The organism is Saccharopolyspora spinosa NRRL 18395, assembly GCF_000194155.1.
Classification (GTDB): Bacteria; Actinomycetota; Actinomycetes; order Mycobacteriales; family Pseudonocardiaceae; genus Saccharopolyspora; species Saccharopolyspora spinosa.
This window is the reverse complement of sequence record NZ_GL877879.1, coordinates 611,148-627,782: the sequence shown is the minus strand read 5'-3', so window position 1 is coordinate 627,782 and position 16,635 is coordinate 611,148. Positions and strand designations below refer to the sequence as shown.

The window sequence follows — 16,635 nt, the reverse complement described above, 5'->3', positions numbered from 1 at the left end:
AAAGATAGACATCTAATGATTAGGCGTCAAACGCTTAGTCGTCGATTCGTCGGTGCTAGACTGCGCAAGTGCCCGGACCCGCTCACCAACCACTGGGGCTGAACCTCACGCAAACCGCCAAGGCCATCAGCCGCGCCTTCGACGACGCGCTCGCCGCCGCAGGCGGCTCGGCCCCCGTCTGGCTCGTGCTGCTCTCGCTCAAGACGCGCCCGGTGAGCAACCAGCGCGAACTCGCCGAAGCCGTGGGCATCCAGGGCGCGACCCTGACGCACCACCTGAACGCGATGGAATCCGACGGCCTGCTCAGCAGGCGCCGCGATCCGTCGAACCGCCGAGTCCACCTGGTGGAGCTCACCGACGAGGGCGAGGCCATGTTCCACCGGCTGCGCAAGGCGGCAGCCGCGTTCGACCAGCGACTGCACGGCGCCCTCACCGACGCGGACGTGTCCCGGTTCGAACGGACGCTCGCCCAGCTGCGGGAGAACGTTTCCGCAGGCACGAGACCGCCGACCAGCCCGCTGGTCCCATGAATGTCTACTGAGGACGGTAAGCGCGCAGGAACACCTCGACGCCGGAGGTGATGATCGCCTCCAGCGCGTCCTCGTCGGTCGACAGCGCTCCCCAGTAGGTCCTGGCCTGCACTTCGCTGCCCACCAGCATGCCGCTGCTCAGCAGCCGGTTGGTCAACCGGAGTTCTCGCCGCGAGGACTGATCATCGCTGGGCTGCTGCTGATCGCGGTGGGAACCGAAGCCTGGCAGATCCTGCTGTGGGCGATCGCGGCCGTGACCGCCCTCGGGGCCCTGACCGCCGGGGCCCTGCTCGCCTGGGCCCTGCTCGCGCCGACGGTCAAGGCCGCGCACCCGAGCGCACCGGCAGTACCTGCGGTCCGACAGGGGCCCGAGCTGCGGAAGTCCGCGACGGTGGCAGGATTGCGGCGAACCGTCGTTCAAGGGAGCACCCACGATGACCCCTCCGGAGCCCCAGCGGATCACGACCTTCCTGATGTTCGAAGGCAACGCCGAGGAGGCGATGACCTTCTACACGTCGCTGTTCGACGACGGCGAGATCCTCGCCATCAGCCGCTACGGAGCCGAGGGCCCCGGCGACGAAGGCACCGTGCAGCTGGCCACGTTCACGATCCTCGGCCAGCAGTTCATGTGCATCGACAGCGCGGTCTCGCACGCCTTCACGTTCACCCCGTCGATGTCGCTGTTCGTCAACTGCCGCGAGGAAGCCGAACTCGACGCTCTCCACGGCGCCCTCGCCGAAGGGGGCCAGGAGCTGATGCCGCTGGACAACTACGGGTTCAGCACCAAGTTCGGCTGGCTGAACGACCGCTTCGGGGTCTCGTGGCAGCTCAACCTGCCCTGATGCGGACCCCTAGGTCAGGGCGGCTACTCCGTCGAGAATGCGGTCCAGGCCGAAGGTGAAGTCCGGGTCTTCCGCCGGGTCCTCGCCCGGCCCCGGGGACGCCTCGAAGAGGCCGGCGGCCAGCATTTCGGCGACTTCCGGGAACGTGTCCGGGTCGATCAGCTTCGCCAGGCTCGCGCCGTAGCGGCCGGTGGCCTCGGGTTCGTCGATGTCGCCGCGACCGGTCTCGAGCTCCTCCGACAGCACCGTCGAATGCCGGACGTAGCCGCTGAGAAGCGTGATCACGCCGATCTTCTGCGGCCAGTCGAGCTTGGTGGGGCGCAGGACGCGCAGGGCGGCTTCCAGCCAAGCGACCTGGTTCGGCCCGGTCGGCGGCTCCGAAACGGGCAACTGGGCCATCCAAGGGTGCCGGTGGGTGATCCGGCGTTCGGCCTTGGCCCACTCCCGCAGGCCGTCGCACCAGTCGTCCGCCGCGATCTCCGGGGGCGCGCCGATCGCGAAGTCCTGCATGAGGACGAACAACTCGTCCTTCGAGCCGACGTAGCGGTATAGGGACATGGTGGTGAAGCCGAGTTCCTTGGCGATCTTCGGCAGCGTGACCCCGAGCAGCCCGTGCTGGTCCGCCAGGTCGACGGCGGCATGCACCACCTGGTCCACGTCGAGCTCCGCCGGCCGCCCCAGCCGCGAGGTGACCGGAACGCGCCAGAGCCGACGCAGCCGTGCAGGCACCGCCTCGCCGTCCATGCTTCCCCCTTGGTGCTCCCACGTACCGACGCAATCATGGCACCAACGGAGTCGTGGCTGCTCCGACGGCCGCTACCCCCGGCGAGGTAGGCACGATCACGGCCGGGTGCGCGCAGTGGAAAACTATTGCGGGATAAGCCGTTCTAGCTGGATTGGATGCTTATGACGACCATCGTCAGCGAGCGCGTCAGCCGAACCGAGGAGGCTTTGGCCGCGCTCCGGCCGGACGTGCGCGAGCTCACCGCGAGCGTTGATGCCGCAGTGCTGCGCCCGTCGGACGAGTCTGTGCTCAGCCACGCCGACCGCGCTCGGATCGCGTTGCGCGTCGCGTTGGTGAACGAGCACTGTGAATACGCCGATGAGTTGGCCGACCAGCTCGATTCGCTGACCGGTGGCGGCGCTGCCGACGCGGTCCGGGACGTCGAGCGCTGGTCCGAGCTTCCGGATTCGTTGCAGGCGCTGCTCGCGCACTGCGAGCAAGTTGCGCTCGATCCGGCCGATGCGGGCTTCGACGAGATCGCCGAGCTGCGGGCGCAGGGGTTCAGCTCCGCCCAGGTGGTCGCCGCCTCGCAGGTCGTCGCGTACGTGAGCTACCGGATCCGGTTGCTGCTCGGGTTGTCGCTGGTCGAGCACGCCGGGGACGGGCCGGTTCCGGCCCGGCCGGTGAACGCCATCGAGGCCGGGGCCACCGCCGACGGTTGCGAGCTGCCGACCCCGGCCGAGGCCTTCCCGGTGCTGCGCTGGATTCCGTGGGTCGATCCGGTGGCCGAGCCGCCGGAGTCCGAGACCGAGTCGACCCCGTTCCACCTGACCCTGCTACACGATCCGCAGGTGCTGGCCGAGCGGACCGCGCTCCACAACGCGATCACCACCGGGACCAGCGCGTTGGACCGCGCAGACCGCGAGCTCGCCGCGCTCGCCACGTCGCTGATCAACGGTTGCGAGTACTGCGCCGCGGTGCACGGCCGCCGTCAGGTCCAGTTGTCCGGTGACCAGATCACCGCGGTCGCGTTGGCGACGGCTGGTCCGGCCGCAGTGGCGGATCCGCGGCAGCGCGCCGTCGTCGACGCCGCGAGCGCCCTGGCCCGAACCCCGGCGGCGCTGGCAGCCGCCGACATCCGGCGGCTGCACTCCGCCGGGCTCAACGTCGACGACGTCCGCGACCTGGTCGCGGTCTCGGCGATGTTCGCCTGGAACAACCGGCTGCTGATGACCCTCGGCAACGCGGCCGCCTGAAACCCGCAGTTTCAATGGAAATCGAAGGTCCGATTTCCATTGAAACTGCGGCAAACTGGGATGCGGGGACGTTCAGCTCGAAGCGATCGGCGGGGTTCGGGTTCGCAGCGGTGGCAGTGGGGCCTGGTGGCGCCGGACTTCTACCCTGCTCAGCTGCCCCGTGCAGCCCTGGGCCAGGCGGGATGTTCCGATGTCCCGGGTCACTGCGTTCGGGTTGCCGTGGATGCAGGTCGCAACCTCGGGGGCGCTCGGGTCGAACCAGGCGCCGGTCGCGAGCTGGACCACGCCCGGGCGGACGTCGTCGCTGATCACGACCGCCGCGAGGGCACTGCCCGTGGCGCTGCCGATCCGGACGATGTCCCCTGTGGACAGTCCTCGGCTCGCCGCATCGGCGGGATGGATGCGCAGCGGTTCTCGGTCGTGGAGCTTGGATTCCGCGCTGGTCGCGCCGTGGTCGAGTTGGCTGTGCAAGCGGGTTCCCGGGTTGTTCGCGACCAGGAACAGCGGAAACTCGCCGGTGCCCGGCGGGATCTCCAGCTCCTCCGGGACCAACCAGGTCGGGTGCCCGGGGCAGTCGGCGTAGCCGAAGGAGTCGATCCGCTGCGAGAACAGCTCGATCCGCCCGCTCGGCGTCGGCAGCGGGTGCGCGTCCGGGGCCGCGCGGAACCGGTCGTAGAGCACCTGGTCGTCCGGCCCGCCGGCCAACTCGATCCGGCCAGCCTCCCAGAACTGCCGGAAGTCCAGGCCGGGGTCGAACCTCTGCCGCCACTGCTCGTACAGGTGCTCCAGCCACCTCCACTCGTCGCGGCCCTCGGTGAACTCCTCGCCCAGCCCCAGTTCTTCGGCCAACGCGGCGAAGATCTCGAAGTCCGACCGGGACTCCCCGAGCGGGGGAACCACCTGGTGCATGGCGATCAGCGCGCGGTCCTCCCGTGCGCAGCCCAGGTCGTTGCGCTCCAGCGTGGTCGTGGCCGGGAACACGATGTCGGCGTGCCGGGCCGTCGCCGTCCAGAACGGGTCGTGCACGATGACCGCCTCCGGCCGGCGAAACGCCTCGGTCAGCCGCGCCAGGTCCTGGTGGTGGTGGAACGGGTTCCCACCCGCCCAGTACACCAGCCGGATGTCCGGGTACCGGCGCCGCTCGCCGTCGTACTCGTACTCCTGGCCAGGGTTCAGCAGCATGTCCGCGATTCGCGCGACCGGGATGTACTCGCGCACCGGGTTCTCGCCCTGCGGCAACGTCGGCAGCTGGTACGGAAGCGGGTGCGCCCCGATGCCGGCCATCGAGCCGTAGCCGTGGCCGAATCCGCCGCCGGGCAGGCCGACCTGCCCGAGCACGCAGGCCAGCGCGATGCCTGCCCAAAGCGCCTGCTCGCCGTAGCGGGCCCGCTGCAGCGACCAGCTCAGCGTCACCATCGTGCGCCGCGTCGCCACGGACTCGGCGAGCCCGACGATGGTGGCCGAGTCGATGCCGCAGATCTCCTCCGCCCACTGTGGACTCTTCGGGACGCCGTCCGCCTTGCCCGACAGGTACTTCCAGAACTCGTCGAACCCTGCGCAGTGCGTGCGCAGGAATTCTTCGGCGTGCCAACCACGTTCGACCAGCACGTGGCTCAGCGCCAGCATCAGCGCGGTGTCGGTGCCCGGCACCGGCGCAAGCCACCTGGCGCCGAGCTCCGGGGCGAGGTCGTCGCGCAGCGGGCTGATCAACGTGAACCGGGCACCGCGTTCCCGCGCCCGGCGCAGGTGCCCGGCCACCGCGTGCTTGCTGATGCCACCCGAGTTGACCTGCGAGTTCTTCGCCGGGATGCCGCCGAAGCAGACGAAGTGCTCGGTGTGCTCGGCCAGCACCGGCCACGCCGTCGGGCGGCTGATCGGGTCGTCGCTGCCGACGATGTGCCGCAGCAGCGGCGTGGAGGCGCCGAAGCTGTAGGAGTTCACCGAACGGGTGTAGCCGCCGATGACGTTCAGGAACCGGTGGACCTGGCTCTGCGCGTGGTGGAACCGGCCCGCGCTGCCCCAACCGTAGGAGCCGCCGTAGATCGCCTCGTTTCCGCAGGTGCGGCGGACCCGGTCCAGCTCGCCTGCCGCCAGTTCCACCGCTTCCGCCCAGCTGACCGGCACGTACTCGTCCCGGCCGCGCTCGCCCCGGCCATCCAGCCAGCCCTTCCGCACGTGCGGCGCGAGCACTCGCACCCGCTCGTCGAGCGCGGCGGGCACGTTGCGCAGCAGCGGAGCCGGGTCCGGATCGCCCGGGTCGGCGACCACGTCGAGGCCCTCCGGCGTGGTCGCCGCAGTGAACGAGCCCCAGTGCGAGAGTTGCTGTCGGTACATGGCCACCCCACCCGTTCCAAGCCTGGCACCGCCGGTTTCCACCACCCGGACGCGACGCATCGTCAGCAACATCGTCGCAAACCAACGCCGCGTATCGAAGCCCTGCGCCGGGCGGAGGCAAGGGTGTCAGCGGAGGCGGCGGGCGGCGCTGCCCTCTCGGGCTTTAACCACGAGGTCCAGCCATTCCGCCAGGGAACCACCGGAGAGGTTGCAGGCGGCATCGTCGGCCGGGTCGTAGAGGGGGCCGATCAGCCTCCCCCGCTTCGGGACATTGAGCCACGCGACACGACATTGGGCGACCCTGCAGGCGTGTCGCCGTCCGCGCGCCGGGGTAGTCGGAGCTTGCGGAACTGGAGGAGGCTCACATGGTTCAAGTCGCGACCGAGCCGGTGATCGTCAAGACCCCCAAGGGAAACCTGGAAGGGGATCTCGTCGTGCCACCGCCTGCCCGGGCGGTGGTCTTGTTCGCACACGGTTCCGGGAGTTCCCGGCGCAGCCCCCGCAACCGCGCGGTTGCGGAGTCGTTGCAGGACGCCGGGTTCGGCACCCTGTTGCTGGACCTGCTTACCCCGGAAGAGGCGAAGTTCGACCAGCGGACCCACGAACTGCGCTTCGACATCGAACTGCTCGCCGAGCGGCTGGTGCCTGCCATCGACCAGCTCGCCGAGTGGTCGGCCACCAGGAAGATGCCGGTCGGATTGTTCGGCGCCAGCACCGGCGCGGCCGCCGCGCTGAAGGCCGCCGCCCGGCGCCCCGACCGCGTCGCCGCCGTGGTGTCGCGCGGCGGGCGCCCGGACTGATCGTCGGCGGCAACGACCGCGAGGTGCTCAACCTCAACCGGCAGGCGGCGGAACTGCTCACGTCGCTGCCGCTGACCGACGTCAAGATCGAGATCGTGTCGCACGCCGGTCACCTCTTCGAAGAGCCCGGCGCGCTGGAGCGGGTCGCGGAACTCGCCGCGGAGTGGTTCCGCACCTACCTCGGAGCCGGTGTCGAGCGCTGGACCGGACCGGACGGAGGTCACTGGAAGCCGCCGGAACCCCGCCGACGGCCACCACCGATCGCGTAGTCCTGCACAGTCGAATAATCGGGGATGCCGACCGCCACGGCCGCACCCACGCGGATGTCACGCGCCGTGGCGACAGCGGCGTGCAGCGCGGCGCGGTAAAGCAGCGAGCCCATGCTGATGCGCTGAACGCCGAGCTCTGCCAGGTGCTCGATGCGTTGGCCTGGTTGGTAGAGGATGTTGATCGGCACGTCGATCGCGTCCCGCAGCGCGCGGATGTCGCCGTCGGTGGCCATGCCAGGCACGAAGACGCCGTCCGCGCCGGCAGCGGCGTAGCGCTCGGCGCGGTCGATCGTGTCCGCGAGCGACTTGGCGCCTAGCCAATAGGTGTCCGTACGCGCGTTGAGGAAGAGTTCCGGCACACGCTCCTTCACCGCGCTGATCAGCTCTTGGTGGCGTGCCGGATCGCCGAGCTCGTCTTCGAGGTTGATCCCGGCGATGCCGAACCCGGCCAGTTCCGCCGCCAGCTCCGCGACCTCGTCGGCGCCGCCGCCGAAACCCGACTCGACGTCGACGGTGATCGGGCGCGGCAGGTCAGCCAGCCGTCGGGCCAGTTCGATCGTCTGCGTCCGAGTGCACCCCGCGGCGTCCGGCAGCCCGTGGGACGCCGCGACACCGAGGCTCGTCGTGCCGATCGCCTCGAAACCGGCCTCGAACAGCGCCACGGCGGAGGCGAAGTCCCAGGCGTTCGGCAGCAGCAACGGCGAATCCGCGTGGTGCAGCGCGTGGAATTCTCGCAACATGTGGCTCTCCTGACGTATGTGTGGGTTAAGTGCGCCCGGGGAGGGGGAGATCAGCTTGTTGATCTCGCAACCAACAACCTAGCCCAAAGCGACGGCGTGCCTTCATCTTCCGGACCCAACCCCAGGCCACACGCCCACTAATCGATCACAAGAGCCCAACATGTTCGCACCGTAAGGCCGGGACGGTTCGGTGCCCGCCGAAACGTCGCCGCCGCAGAATGGCGGCATGACGATGGCACGCGATGTCGCCCAGCTGGCCGGGCTGCTCGCCGACCCGACCCGCGCCGCGTTCTGCCTGGCGATGCTCGACGGCCGGGCCTGGACCGCGACGGAGCTCGCGGCCCACGCCGGTGTCGCCGCCTCGACCGCCAGCGAGCACCTGAACCGGCTGGTAGCAGGCGGTCTGCTCGTGGAGCGCCGGCAGGGACGCCACCGGTACGTGCAGCTCGCCAACTCGCAGGCGGCGGACCTGCTGGAGGCGTTCATCGGCCACCTGGGGCCGAGCCGGGAGCAGCCGCGCGGCCTGCGCGCGGTCGGCGCGTCGGCGGCCCTCGCCCGGGGCCGCACCTGTTACGACCATCTCGCCGGGCGGCTCGGGGTCGTGATCGCCGACGGCATGACCAACGCGGGCCTGCTCAACCAGACCGAGGGTTTCGCGATGACCGACGCGGGCGTCGACTGGCTCACCGGCACCCTCGGCATCGCCGCGGCCGACCTCCGCGGCACCCGGCGCCCGCTGGCGCGCGCCTGCCTGGACTGGACCGAACGGCGTTCCCACCTCGCGGGGGCCGCCGGTGCTCACCTGCTGCGCCGATTCGTGGAGAACGGCTGGATCAAGCGCATCGGCACCGGCCGCGCGGTCCGCCTCACCCCATCGGGCACCACGGCCCTGCGCGACCTGCTCGCTATCGACGCAACCACCTACGACCTAGCGTGAAGGGCACATCTCCACGGCTCAGAGCCCGCGCGTACTTCGCATGGAAATTGCGGCCAAACAACGGCGGGAACCACGACCCGTACCCGTTTCGCGGGACCGCGCCTTGAAATCTCACGGCACGTGACCAGCGGGAACTTCAGCGGGGCATGCGGCGCCAGATCGTCTGCGGGACCAGGCGCATCGCCGCGAACACCCAGCGCAGGATCGGCGGCACCCACACCACGCGACGTCCCCGCCGCAGCGCGTTGACCGTCGCATCCGCGACCTGATCCGGCGTGCTCGACCACGGCGCGGGGCTCATGCCCTCGGTCATCCGCCCGATGACGAACCCGGGCCGCACGATCAGCAGCTCCACGCCGCTGCCGACCAGCGCGTCGGAAAGACCGTTCGCGAATCCGTCGAGCCCGGCCTTCGCCGACCCGTAGACGTAGTTCGCCCGCCGCACCCGCACCCCAGCGACCGAGGAGAACACGACGATCTTGCCGCTGCCCTGCTCGCGCAGCAGGTTCGCCAGGTGCGTCAGCATGCTGATGTGCGCGACGTAGTCGACGTGCACGATGTCGATCGCGTGCGCCGCATCCCGCTCGGCCCGCTCCTGGTCGCCGAGCACGCCGAAGGCGGTCACCGCGACGTCGATCGGGCCGTGCCGGTCGACGATGCCGCGTAGCAGCTCGGCGTGGCTGTCAACGTCCGCGGCGTCGAACTCCGCCCGCACCACGTCGGTGGCCCCGGCCTCGCGGAGCACGGCCTCCTCGGCGTCCAAGTCCGCCGACCGCCGCGCCGCCAGCACCACGGTGCCGTGTCCGCGCTTGACGAGGCGCACCGCCACCTCGACGCCGATCTCGCTTCGGCCCCCGAGGACCAATACCGCTCCGCTCATCGCCGCAAGTCTGCCACCGGCTCGCCGGCCCGGTTCGCGCCGGCGCGGTGTGGAGCAAAACCCGGATGTCCGCCCGGCCGAATAGGGTTCGCCAGGCGAAGGGAGAACCATGACCGTGCTCGGCCTGCGCGAGCTGAACCGCGAGCTGACCCGCGCGACCCTGGAGCGGCAGTTGCTGCTGCGGCGTTCGGAGCGGTCCGCCGTGGAGACGATCGACCACCTCGTCGGAATGCAGGCGCAGGCACCGTTCCCGCCCTACTTCGGCCTGTGGACCCGCCTCGCGCGGTTCCAACCCGACGACCTGGCGCAGCGCCTGCTGGACCGCAGCGTGGTCCGCATCGTGCTGATGCGCGGAACCGTCCACTTGGTCTCCGCCGCCGACTGCCTGCGCCTGCGGCCCCTGGTGCAGCCGATCATGGACGGCGCGGTGCGCACGAACACCCAGCACCGGGCCGAGATCGCGGGCCTCGACCACGCCGAGATCACTGCGCTGGGCCGGGAGCTGCTCGACGAGCAGCCGCGAACGGCTGCCCAGCTCGGCCCGCTGCTCGCCGAGCGGTGGCCGGACCGGAAGCCCGCGTCGCTGGCGTTCGCGCTCCGCAACCTCCTCCCGCTGGTGCAGATCCCGCCGCGCGCCGTCTGGGGTTGCAGCGGCCAACCGACCTATGCGACGGCCGAAACCTGGCTCGGGCGACCGCTGGCCGCCGAGCCGTCGTTGGAGGACGTGCTCCGCCGCTACCTCGCGGCGTTCGGTCCGGCCACGATCGCGGACATGCAGGCCTGGTCCGGTCTCAGGGGCCTGAAGGAGGTCGTGCCCCGGCTGGACCTGCGGACTTTCCGCGACGAGAACGGGCGCCAACTGCTAGACCTGCCCGACGCACCGCGCCCGGACCCCGACGTCCCCAGCCCGCCGCGCTTCCTGGCCCCGTTCGACAACGTGCTGCTCTCGCACAAGGATCGCAGCCGGGTCATGCACGAGGACGACCGCAAACGCCTGTTCAGCATGAAGAACGCCGTGCTCCCCGGCACGATCCTCGTCGACGGCTTCCTGCACGGCACCTGGCGGCTCGACCGCCGGAAGGACACCGCGACGCTGCTGATCGAGCCGTACCGGAAGCTGACCGAAGCGGGCGCCGACGCCGTGGCGCTGGAGGGCCGGCGGTTGTTGCAGTTCGCCGAGCCGGACGCCGCCGACCACGACGTTCGGATCACCTCGGTCGCCGCGTGACGCGGTGTTTACCTGTTGCCTTATCGGAATTACCCTGCTCGTGATCGTTTCTACTCCGGACCGAGCGGACCCTTCCCAATGGCAAGTGCTGACAGGCCGCAAATCGACACCACGAAGCCCAGCATCGCGCGGGTCTACGACGCGTTCGTCGGCGGCAAGGACAACTTCGAGGTGGACCGCGCGGTCCTGCAGCAGATCCTGGAGATCGCCCCGGAGGCCGTGCAGGTCGGCAGGCAGTGCCGGGCGTGGCTGATCCGCGTGATCCGGTTCCTGGCCGGCCAGGCCGGCATCGACCAGTTCCTCGACCTGGGTTCCGGGCTGCCGACCGCGGAGAACACCCACCAGGCGGTGCAGCGGCTCAACGCCGAGGCCTCGGTGGTCTACATCGACAACGACCCGTCGGTCGCAGCGCACGGCCGCGCGCTGCTGGAGGAGAACGAGTACACCCACTTCGCGGTCGGAGACTTGCGCAATCCCGCGGAGATCCTGGCGGACCCGACGGTGACCAAGTACCTGGACCTGAGCCGCCCGGTGGCGTTGATCCAGTGCAACACCCTGCACCACGTCACCAACGAAGAGGACCCGAAGGCGATCATGTCCGCCTACACCTCGGCCCTGGCCCCCGGCTCGTATCTCGCGATCTCGCACCTGCACAACCCGGCCGACGGCAGCTCGCGGGCCGAGCTCGCGGCCGAGTCCCAATTGCGGTTCAACGCGATGATGGGCAGCTGCTACTACCGCACCCGGGAGGAGATCCAGGCACTGTTCTGCGGCCTGGAGATGGTCGAACCCGGCCTGACCTACCTGTTCGACTGGTGGCCCGACGGCCCGCGCCTCACCGAGCCGTCCGACGCCGAGTACAACCTCGTCGGCGGAGTCGCCCGCAAGGCATGAGAAGGGCCGTGAGCCTTCTGGGCAGTCCTAGCAGCCCAGCGACTCACGGCCCTCGTACGACCTGACCCCTCCGGGATCAGCCCGGCTGGCGGGTCGTCCAATGACGCATCGCGTGCTCGACCAGCGCGATCAGGGTGCGCTTGGTGGATTCCCGGTCCCGGGCGTCGCACGGCCCGATCGGCACGTTGGGGCCGATCGCCATCGCCTCGCGGACCTGTTCGATCGAGTGCAGCATCTGGCCGTCGAAGCAGTTCACCCCGACCAGGTAGGGCAGCCCGCGGTCCTCGAAGAAGTCGATCGCCGAGAACGAGTCGGCCAGCCGCCGGGTGTCCACCAGCACGACCGCGCCGATGGCACCGCGCACCAGGTCGTCCCACATGAACCAGAACCGCTGCTGGCCCGGTGTGCCGAACAGGTACAGGATCAGGTCGGAGGCCAGCGAGATCCGGCCGAAGTCCATCGCGACCGTGGTCGTGGTCTTGTTCGGCGTCGCGCCGAGATCGTCGACGCCCCGGCTGGCCTCCGTCATCACCGCCTCGGTGGTCAACGGCACGATCTCCGACACCGAGCCGACGAAGGTCGTCTTACCGACACCGAAACCGCCCGCGACCACGATCTTCGCCGAGGTCGACGCGATGCCGCCCCGGTTGGCGGCCTGCGGCGGCGCGGAGCCGAGTCGGGGCGCGCTATAGCCGACGGAGTCCACTCAAAACCCTTTCCATCAACACCATGTGTGGTGCGCTACCGCTTTCGCTCACCGTCTGGTGCACGGTGATCAACCCCAGTTCGGCCATGTCGGCAAGCAGCACGCGGGCCACCCCGATCGGCACCGACAACAGCGCCCCCACCTCCACCACCGATCTGGGGTGTTGGCACAGCTCGGCGATCGACTGGTGCTCCAGCCGAACCGCCGCGCCCGGCTGGTACATCTCGCCGGTGGAGACCAGGGTTTCCAGCTCCAGCTGGTGGTTCGACCTGGTGCGCCCGCCGGTCCAGGTGTAGGACCGGATGCTGGACGCGGCCGGTGCCTCCGGCTCGACCGGATCATCCTGGGAGGACTCCTCGTGCCGATCGTCGTAATCGTCGTACTGGTCGTCGTACTGGTCGTCGTACTGGTCGTACTGCTCGGCATACTGCTCCTGCGGCTCGTCCCGCCCGCGCTTGCGCTTGCGACCGCTGCCGAAGGTAAACCCGTTTACGACGTGGGCGAAGCTGTCGTCCCCCGAACTGTCCCGTCTTCGGCCCTGCCGTGGGTATTCCGAGCGTCTACTCATCGCATCCTCACACCAGTTGGCCGGTGAACGCGTTCGCCGTTCCCCGCAGCTTCGACCGGATCTCCGGCGTGAGCATCTGACCGACGCGCTCCACGAGCATGGTCATCTCGTAGGCGACCAGCCCCATGTCGCACTGCGGGGCGGCGAGCACGGTCAGGCAGGAGCCGTCGCTGATGCCCATCTGCAGCAGAGTGCCGTGTTGCATCTCAACAATGGTCTGCACCACTCGCCCGGCCTCGAAGCACTTCGCCGAGCCCTGGGTGAGGCTCAACAACCCGGAGGCGACCGCGGCCAGCTGATCGGCCCGGTCCCCGGGCAGTGTCGCCGAGGCGGTCAGCACCAGGCCGTCGGCGGACACCACGATAGCGTGCGCCACACCGGCCACGCGCTCGGTGAAGTCGGTGATCAGCCAGCCGAACCTGCGGGAAATCATCTCCTGAGCAGTCATGCAACCTCCTGTTCGTCGCCGAGGTGATCACGCCTTAGCGCTGCGGACTTCATGTCATCCCTCGTCGGTCGCTCGATGCCGACCACGACTGACACCGCTTTGGAAGTCGGCCAGCCGCCCGCGGAGTTGATCCGCATCGCGCTGGAACGGCGCGGCTTCCTGCGGCTTGGAATCCGCCACGCTGCCAGGCACCAGGTGCGCCTTCGGGGTCCGGCGCGGCAGGCCTGCCTGGGTGAACGAAGCCGGCTGCGGGTTCGCCGCGGCCTCCGCCGCCTCGCGCGCCGTATCGGCGGCGAAGCTCCAGGTGTCTCCGGAAGCCTCCGGGACCCACTGCAGGGGCTCGGCGGGCACCGAGCCCCGGTCGTCCGATCCCGCCGGTTCCGACGCCCACAAATCCTGCCCGATGGGCTCCCGCATCCACGAGGCCGCCCCGGAGGTCTCCGCCGGCGTCTCCGCCAGCACGTCCGCCGGGTGCCCGAACTGGACGCTGTTGTGAGCAAGCTTCCGGCTGATGCCCTCCGGGCTGCGGGCGGGCTTGTCCGCTGCCGGTTCCGCCGCCGGTTCGGGTTCCGCCGCCTGCTGGCCGCGCGGCACGCGGCGCGGCAACCCGGACGAGGTGAACGAAGGCTCCTGCGCCTGCCGGTCGCCCGCCAGGAAGTCCGAGCTCTGCGGGAAACCCGCGCCCGCAGCCGGTTCGTTGTCCGCGCCGGGCCAGCTGACCTCGCCGGATTCGTCCCGCGACTTCAGGTACGAGTTCTCGCTGGCCGGCTGGAACCACTGGGTGGAGACCTCGGTGATGACCGGCGACCCCGCCGACGGCCGCCCCCCAGGCGGCTCGGCCTCCGGCCAGTCCACAACCAGGTCCGACGGCACCGCGCGCGGCTGCTGCGAGATGTCGATCGGCGCGTCGAACAGGTGCGCCGTCGGCGAGTCCTCGCCATCGGGGAAGCCGGACTCGACGTGCCTCGCCGAGGCGGGCTCCTGCCAGGGCGGACTGTCCTGCGCGGCCGCGGGCTGCTCGCCAGGGCGCGGCAGCACGCCGGAGGTCGGCAGGTCGGTGTGCGCGTGCCCGTTGTGCTGGCCCGGCGCCGCCGGGGGCGCCGGGGCAGGCCCGGACTCGACCGAGACCATGTGCTCGGCCGGGATCATCACCGTCGCCCGGACGCCCTCGACGTCCGGCCCGCCGTGCAGCTCGACGCCGACACCGTGGCGAACTGCCAAGCGCCCGGCGACGAACAGCCCCATCCGGCGCGAGGTGGCGAGGTCGTCCTCGTCCACGTGGGCCAGCCGTTCGTTGGCCCGGGCGAGCTCCTGGTGGCCCATGCCGATGCCCTGGTCCAGCACGTCGAGCACCACCGCGCCGTCACCGGCCTGGTAGCTGGACACCGTGACGGTCGTGTCCGGAGCGGAGAAGTTCGCCGCGTTGTCCAGCAGCTCGGCGACCAGCCGCACCACGTCGCTGGCGGTGTGCCCGCGCAGCTTGACCGACGGTGGCGGCTGCACCACGACGCGCGGGTACTGCTCGATCTCGGAAACCGCGGCGCGCAGCACGTCCGCCAGGTCGGTCGGCTGGGTGAAGCGGCGCGCCAGGTCGCTGCCGGAGAGGACCATCAGGTTCTCGTTGTTGCGCCGCATCCGGGTGGCCAGGTGGTCCAGCTGGAACAACCGCGCGAGCTGGTCCGGGTCCTCCTCGTCCTGCTCCAGCTGCTCGAACAGCCGCAGCTGGCGTTCCAGGAGGCTCTGGCTTCGCCGGGAGATGCTGACGAAAACCTCGCCGTAGCCCCGGCGCAGGTCCGCCTGCTCCACGGCGAGCCGCAGCGCCTGCTGGTTCACCTCGTCGAAGGCGCGGGCCAGCTGCCCGACCTCGTCGGTGGTGTCGACCGGGAACGGCTCGACGACCGCGTCCGCGACCTTGCCCTCTCGGATGCTGGCCACCGCCGCCGGCAGCTCGTACTCCGCGGCGTCCAGCGCGCTGCTGCGCAGGACGTGCAGCGAACCGAGCAGCTGTCGCGCGATCACCATGATGATCGCGGCGGCTGCGATCAGCGCGGACAGCAGCAGCACCGAATCCCAACCGGCGGCGCTGCTGGCCTCGTCCTCCAGCCGCGAAGCGGTGGTGCGGACGTCGGCCGCCAGATCGCCGCGCGCCTGGTCGATCAGCGCGACCGAGATTTCGGTGCTGGAGTTCCACGCGTCGCGCTTCACCGAGAACCCACCGGAGAAGACGTTGTCGGTGCTCTCGGTCATGATCGCGCGGAGCATGTTGTTCCGGTCCACGATCGCCGGAGCCGTGATTGTCTGGTCCAACCGCTGCTGCCAGTTCGCGGCAACGGTGGCACGAGCATCGGTGATCTTGCTCTGCAACCGGGCCTGCGAGCCGTTCAGGCTCTCCAGCGCGACCGGCTTTAGCTCGCCCTCGGTCAGCCCGGTCAGCACCCAGACCTGCTGCAACCGCACTTCCTCGGTCAGGCCCATCATGTCCTGCAGCGCGGTCGCCGTGCTGGACAGGCTGCGGTCGGCGACGCTGCTGCTCAGCGCGCGGTCGAGGGCCAGCACCGAGCTGATCACGCGGGTGTACTCGTCGATCGCCCTGGCCTCGCCGATCCGGTGGTCGCGGACCTGCTGGCGGAGCTGGGCGAGCCCGTCCAGCAGCGGCCGGAGTTCGCGGTAGCGGTCGGCGACGACCCCCGTGGCGACGCCGGACGAGGAGAGGTGCTTCCCGAGGCCGGCGGCGACCCGGTCCACCGCGGCCGCCTGCTCCTCGATCGGGCCGAACTTGCCGTCACCGACCAGGAACTCCACCGCGCGGGTTCGTTCTTGCTGGATGCTGACGACCAGCGGGTCGACCCGGCCGACCGTGTTCAGCACCTGCTCGACGAGGTCGTACTCGGCCGCCTTGTCGACCTGCCAACGGATCTGTCCGATACCGAGCGTGATCGCGAAGATGACCGGCACCAGCACGACCGCGGCCAACTTCGTCGGCAGCGACCAGTTGCGCCACTGCACCACGGTGTCGCGGGTGCGCCCGAACCGGCCCGCCGTCACGACCGCGCTCCCGGCTGCGAGCCAGGGCCTTCGTGCAGGTCAGTCACGGTCTGGACCTCGGGCGAACAATGCGTTGGAGAACGGCGCATGCGTGCGGTCCCGCAATCGTCGTCTGGGCTGTCTGGGGTGAAATCCAGCCGTGGTCGAGCACCACCCGGCAACCGGAAACGGCTTACGATACTGCATCGTACCAATGCGGATTCGGATGCACTCTGCGTAACCACGATCGCCCCCGGTTGGCGCATTACGAACACTGGTACCGAACCGTGACCTTTCGGATCGCGCGACTGCCATTCAGTGCCTCAGCACTATAAGCCCCGTAACCCGTGATAGCACCGGGGGCTTTTTCTCATTCCGCTACGACAAACAGGCGATGTCACGCCGAGTGGTCAAACCCGACTTCGCCCGCTGCGCCTTTTTCACTCGTTTAGCCT

General features: G+C 69.9%; 15 protein-coding genes and 1 pseudogene. 7 read left to right on the top strand and 9 right to left on the bottom strand.

What is annotated here, in order from left to right; all coding sequences use genetic code 11:
- Positions 1-68: 68 nt before the first annotated feature.
- On the top strand, positions 69-530 hold the full coding sequence (locus SSPN_RS0122080; protein WP_010308952.1) for a MarR family winged helix-turn-helix transcriptional regulator: 462 nt from the start codon (positions 69-71) through the stop codon (positions 528-530).
- Between the two features lie 4 nt (positions 531-534).
- On the opposite strand, the gene SSPN_RS0122075 is transcribed toward SSPN_RS0122080, so the two are convergent.
- Positions 535-861, bottom strand: a complete 327-nt coding sequence (locus SSPN_RS0122075) for a hypothetical protein (RefSeq protein WP_010308949.1) — start codon at positions 859-861, stop codon at positions 535-537.
- A gap of 103 nt (positions 862-964) precedes the next feature.
- Between SSPN_RS0122075 and SSPN_RS0122070 the strand changes: the two genes are divergently transcribed.
- Entirely contained in the window at positions 965-1,372 is a 408-nt protein-coding gene (locus SSPN_RS0122070; protein ID WP_010308945.1) for a VOC family protein, read from the top strand.
- Between the two features lie 9 nt (positions 1,373-1,381).
- On the opposite strand, the gene SSPN_RS0122065 is transcribed toward SSPN_RS0122070, so the two are convergent.
- A complete protein-coding gene (locus SSPN_RS0122065; RefSeq protein WP_010308941.1) occupies positions 1,382-2,116 on the bottom strand; it encodes a TetR/AcrR family transcriptional regulator in 735 nt (244 codons plus the stop codon).
- 162 nt (positions 2,117-2,278) lie between these two features.
- On the opposite strand from SSPN_RS0122065, the gene SSPN_RS0122060 reads away from it, so the two are divergent.
- Positions 2,279-3,352, top strand: a complete 1,074-nt coding sequence (locus SSPN_RS0122060; RefSeq protein WP_010308937.1) for a peroxidase-related enzyme — start codon at positions 2,279-2,281, stop codon at positions 3,350-3,352.
- Between the two features lie 72 nt (positions 3,353-3,424).
- On the opposite strand, the gene SSPN_RS0122055 is transcribed toward SSPN_RS0122060, so the two are convergent.
- The gene (locus tag SSPN_RS0122055; RefSeq protein WP_237710684.1) at positions 3,425-5,758 is read right to left on the bottom strand and encodes a molybdopterin-dependent oxidoreductase; all 2,334 of its coding nucleotides are present in this window, start codon (positions 5,756-5,758) and stop codon (positions 3,425-3,427) included.
- A 293-nt stretch (positions 5,759-6,051) separates the two neighbouring features.
- On the opposite strand from SSPN_RS0122055, the pseudogene SSPN_RS44960 reads away from it, so the two are divergent.
- A pseudogene (locus SSPN_RS44960) lies at positions 6,052-6,755 on the top strand (dienelactone hydrolase family protein).
- Here the strand turns inward: SSPN_RS44960 and SSPN_RS44955 are convergent.
- Positions 6,707-7,495: an isocitrate lyase/PEP mutase family protein gene (locus tag SSPN_RS44955; RefSeq protein WP_010308927.1), complete on the bottom strand. Its 789-nt coding sequence runs from the start codon at positions 7,493-7,495 to the stop codon at positions 6,707-6,709. The pseudogene SSPN_RS44960 and the gene SSPN_RS44955 sit on opposite strands and share 49 nt — an antisense overlap.
- Before the next feature lie 226 nt (positions 7,496-7,721).
- Here SSPN_RS44955 and SSPN_RS0122040 point away from each other — a divergent pair, with 226 nt between their 5' ends.
- Positions 7,722-8,432 (top strand): ArsR/SmtB family transcription factor, encoded by a 711-nt coding sequence (locus tag SSPN_RS0122040; protein WP_010308925.1) that lies wholly within the window; start codon positions 7,722-7,724, stop codon positions 8,430-8,432.
- Between the two features lie 136 nt (positions 8,433-8,568).
- On the opposite strand, the gene SSPN_RS0122035 is transcribed toward SSPN_RS0122040, so the two are convergent.
- On the bottom strand, positions 8,569-9,312 hold the full coding sequence (locus SSPN_RS0122035) for a decaprenylphospho-beta-D-erythro-pentofuranosid-2-ulose 2-reductase (RefSeq protein ID WP_029535609.1): 744 nt from the start codon (positions 9,310-9,312) through the stop codon (positions 8,569-8,571).
- Positions 9,313-9,421: 109 nt separating this feature from the next.
- On the opposite strand from SSPN_RS0122035, the gene SSPN_RS0122030 reads away from it, so the two are divergent.
- Entirely contained in the window at positions 9,422-10,540 is a 1,119-nt protein-coding gene (locus SSPN_RS0122030; RefSeq protein ID WP_010308919.1) for a winged helix DNA-binding domain-containing protein, read from the top strand.
- 78 nt (positions 10,541-10,618) lie between these two features.
- On the top strand, positions 10,619-11,434 hold the full coding sequence (locus SSPN_RS0122025; protein WP_010308915.1) for an SAM-dependent methyltransferase: 816 nt from the start codon (positions 10,619-10,621) through the stop codon (positions 11,432-11,434).
- A gap of 76 nt (positions 11,435-11,510) precedes the next feature.
- Here SSPN_RS0122025 and SSPN_RS0122020 read toward each other — a convergent pair whose 3' ends face one another.
- Genes SSPN_RS0122020 through SSPN_RS0122005 form a run of 4 tightly spaced genes read right to left on the bottom strand, consistent with a single transcriptional unit; the run spans position 11,511 to position 16,201 of the window.
- Positions 11,511-12,140, bottom strand: a complete 630-nt coding sequence (locus SSPN_RS0122020; RefSeq protein WP_010308912.1) for a GTP-binding protein — start codon at positions 12,138-12,140, stop codon at positions 11,511-11,513.
- Entirely contained in the window at positions 12,121-12,708 is a 588-nt protein-coding gene (locus tag SSPN_RS0122015) for a DUF742 domain-containing protein (RefSeq protein ID WP_010308909.1), read from the bottom strand. The genes SSPN_RS0122020 and SSPN_RS0122015 overlap by 20 nt, the downstream gene beginning before the upstream one ends.
- Positions 12,709-12,715: 7 nt before the next feature.
- Positions 12,716-13,156 (bottom strand): roadblock/LC7 domain-containing protein, encoded by a 441-nt coding sequence (locus tag SSPN_RS0122010; RefSeq protein WP_029535608.1) that lies wholly within the window; start codon positions 13,154-13,156, stop codon positions 12,716-12,718.
- Positions 13,157-13,210: 54 nt separating this feature from the next.
- The gene (locus tag SSPN_RS0122005) at positions 13,211-16,201 is read right to left on the bottom strand and encodes a sensor histidine kinase (RefSeq protein WP_010308899.1); all 2,991 of its coding nucleotides are present in this window, start codon (positions 16,199-16,201) and stop codon (positions 13,211-13,213) included.
- Positions 16,202-16,635: the final 434 nt, after the last annotated feature.

Bases quoted from the DNA above. Each gene is read 5' to 3' on its own strand.
- SSPN_RS0122025 (WP_010308915.1), top strand. From the start codon at position 10,619: ATGGCAAGTGCTGACAGGCCGCAAATCGACACCACGAAGCCCAGCATC.
- SSPN_RS0122030 (WP_010308919.1), top strand. From the start codon at position 9,422: ATGACCGTGCTCGGCCTGCGCGAGCTGAACCGCGAGCTGACCCGCGCG.
- SSPN_RS0122040 (WP_010308925.1), top strand. From the start codon at position 7,722: ATGACGATGGCACGCGATGTCGCCCAGCTGGCCGGGCTGCTCGCCGAC.
- SSPN_RS0122035 (WP_029535609.1), bottom strand. From the start codon at position 9,312: ATGAGCGGAGCGGTATTGGTCCTCGGGGGCCGAAGCGAGATCGGCGTC.
- SSPN_RS0122010 (WP_029535608.1), bottom strand. From the start codon at position 13,156: ATGACTGCTCAGGAGATGATTTCCCGCAGGTTCGGCTGGCTGATCACC.
- SSPN_RS44955 (WP_010308927.1), bottom strand. From the start codon at position 7,495: ATGTTGCGAGAATTCCACGCGCTGCACCACGCGGATTCGCCGTTGCTG.
- SSPN_RS0122055 (WP_237710684.1), bottom strand. From the start codon at position 5,758: ATGTTGCTGACGATGCGTCGCGTCCGGGTGGTGGAAACCGGCGGTGCC.
- SSPN_RS0122015 (WP_010308909.1), bottom strand. From the start codon at position 12,708: ATGAGTAGACGCTCGGAATACCCACGGCAGGGCCGAAGACGGGACAGT.
- SSPN_RS0122070 (WP_010308945.1), top strand. From the start codon at position 965: ATGACCCCTCCGGAGCCCCAGCGGATCACGACCTTCCTGATGTTCGAA.
- SSPN_RS0122065 (WP_010308941.1), bottom strand. From the start codon at position 2,116: ATGGACGGCGAGGCGGTGCCTGCACGGCTGCGTCGGCTCTGGCGCGTT.
- SSPN_RS0122060 (WP_010308937.1), top strand. From the start codon at position 2,279: ATGACGACCATCGTCAGCGAGCGCGTCAGCCGAACCGAGGAGGCTTTG.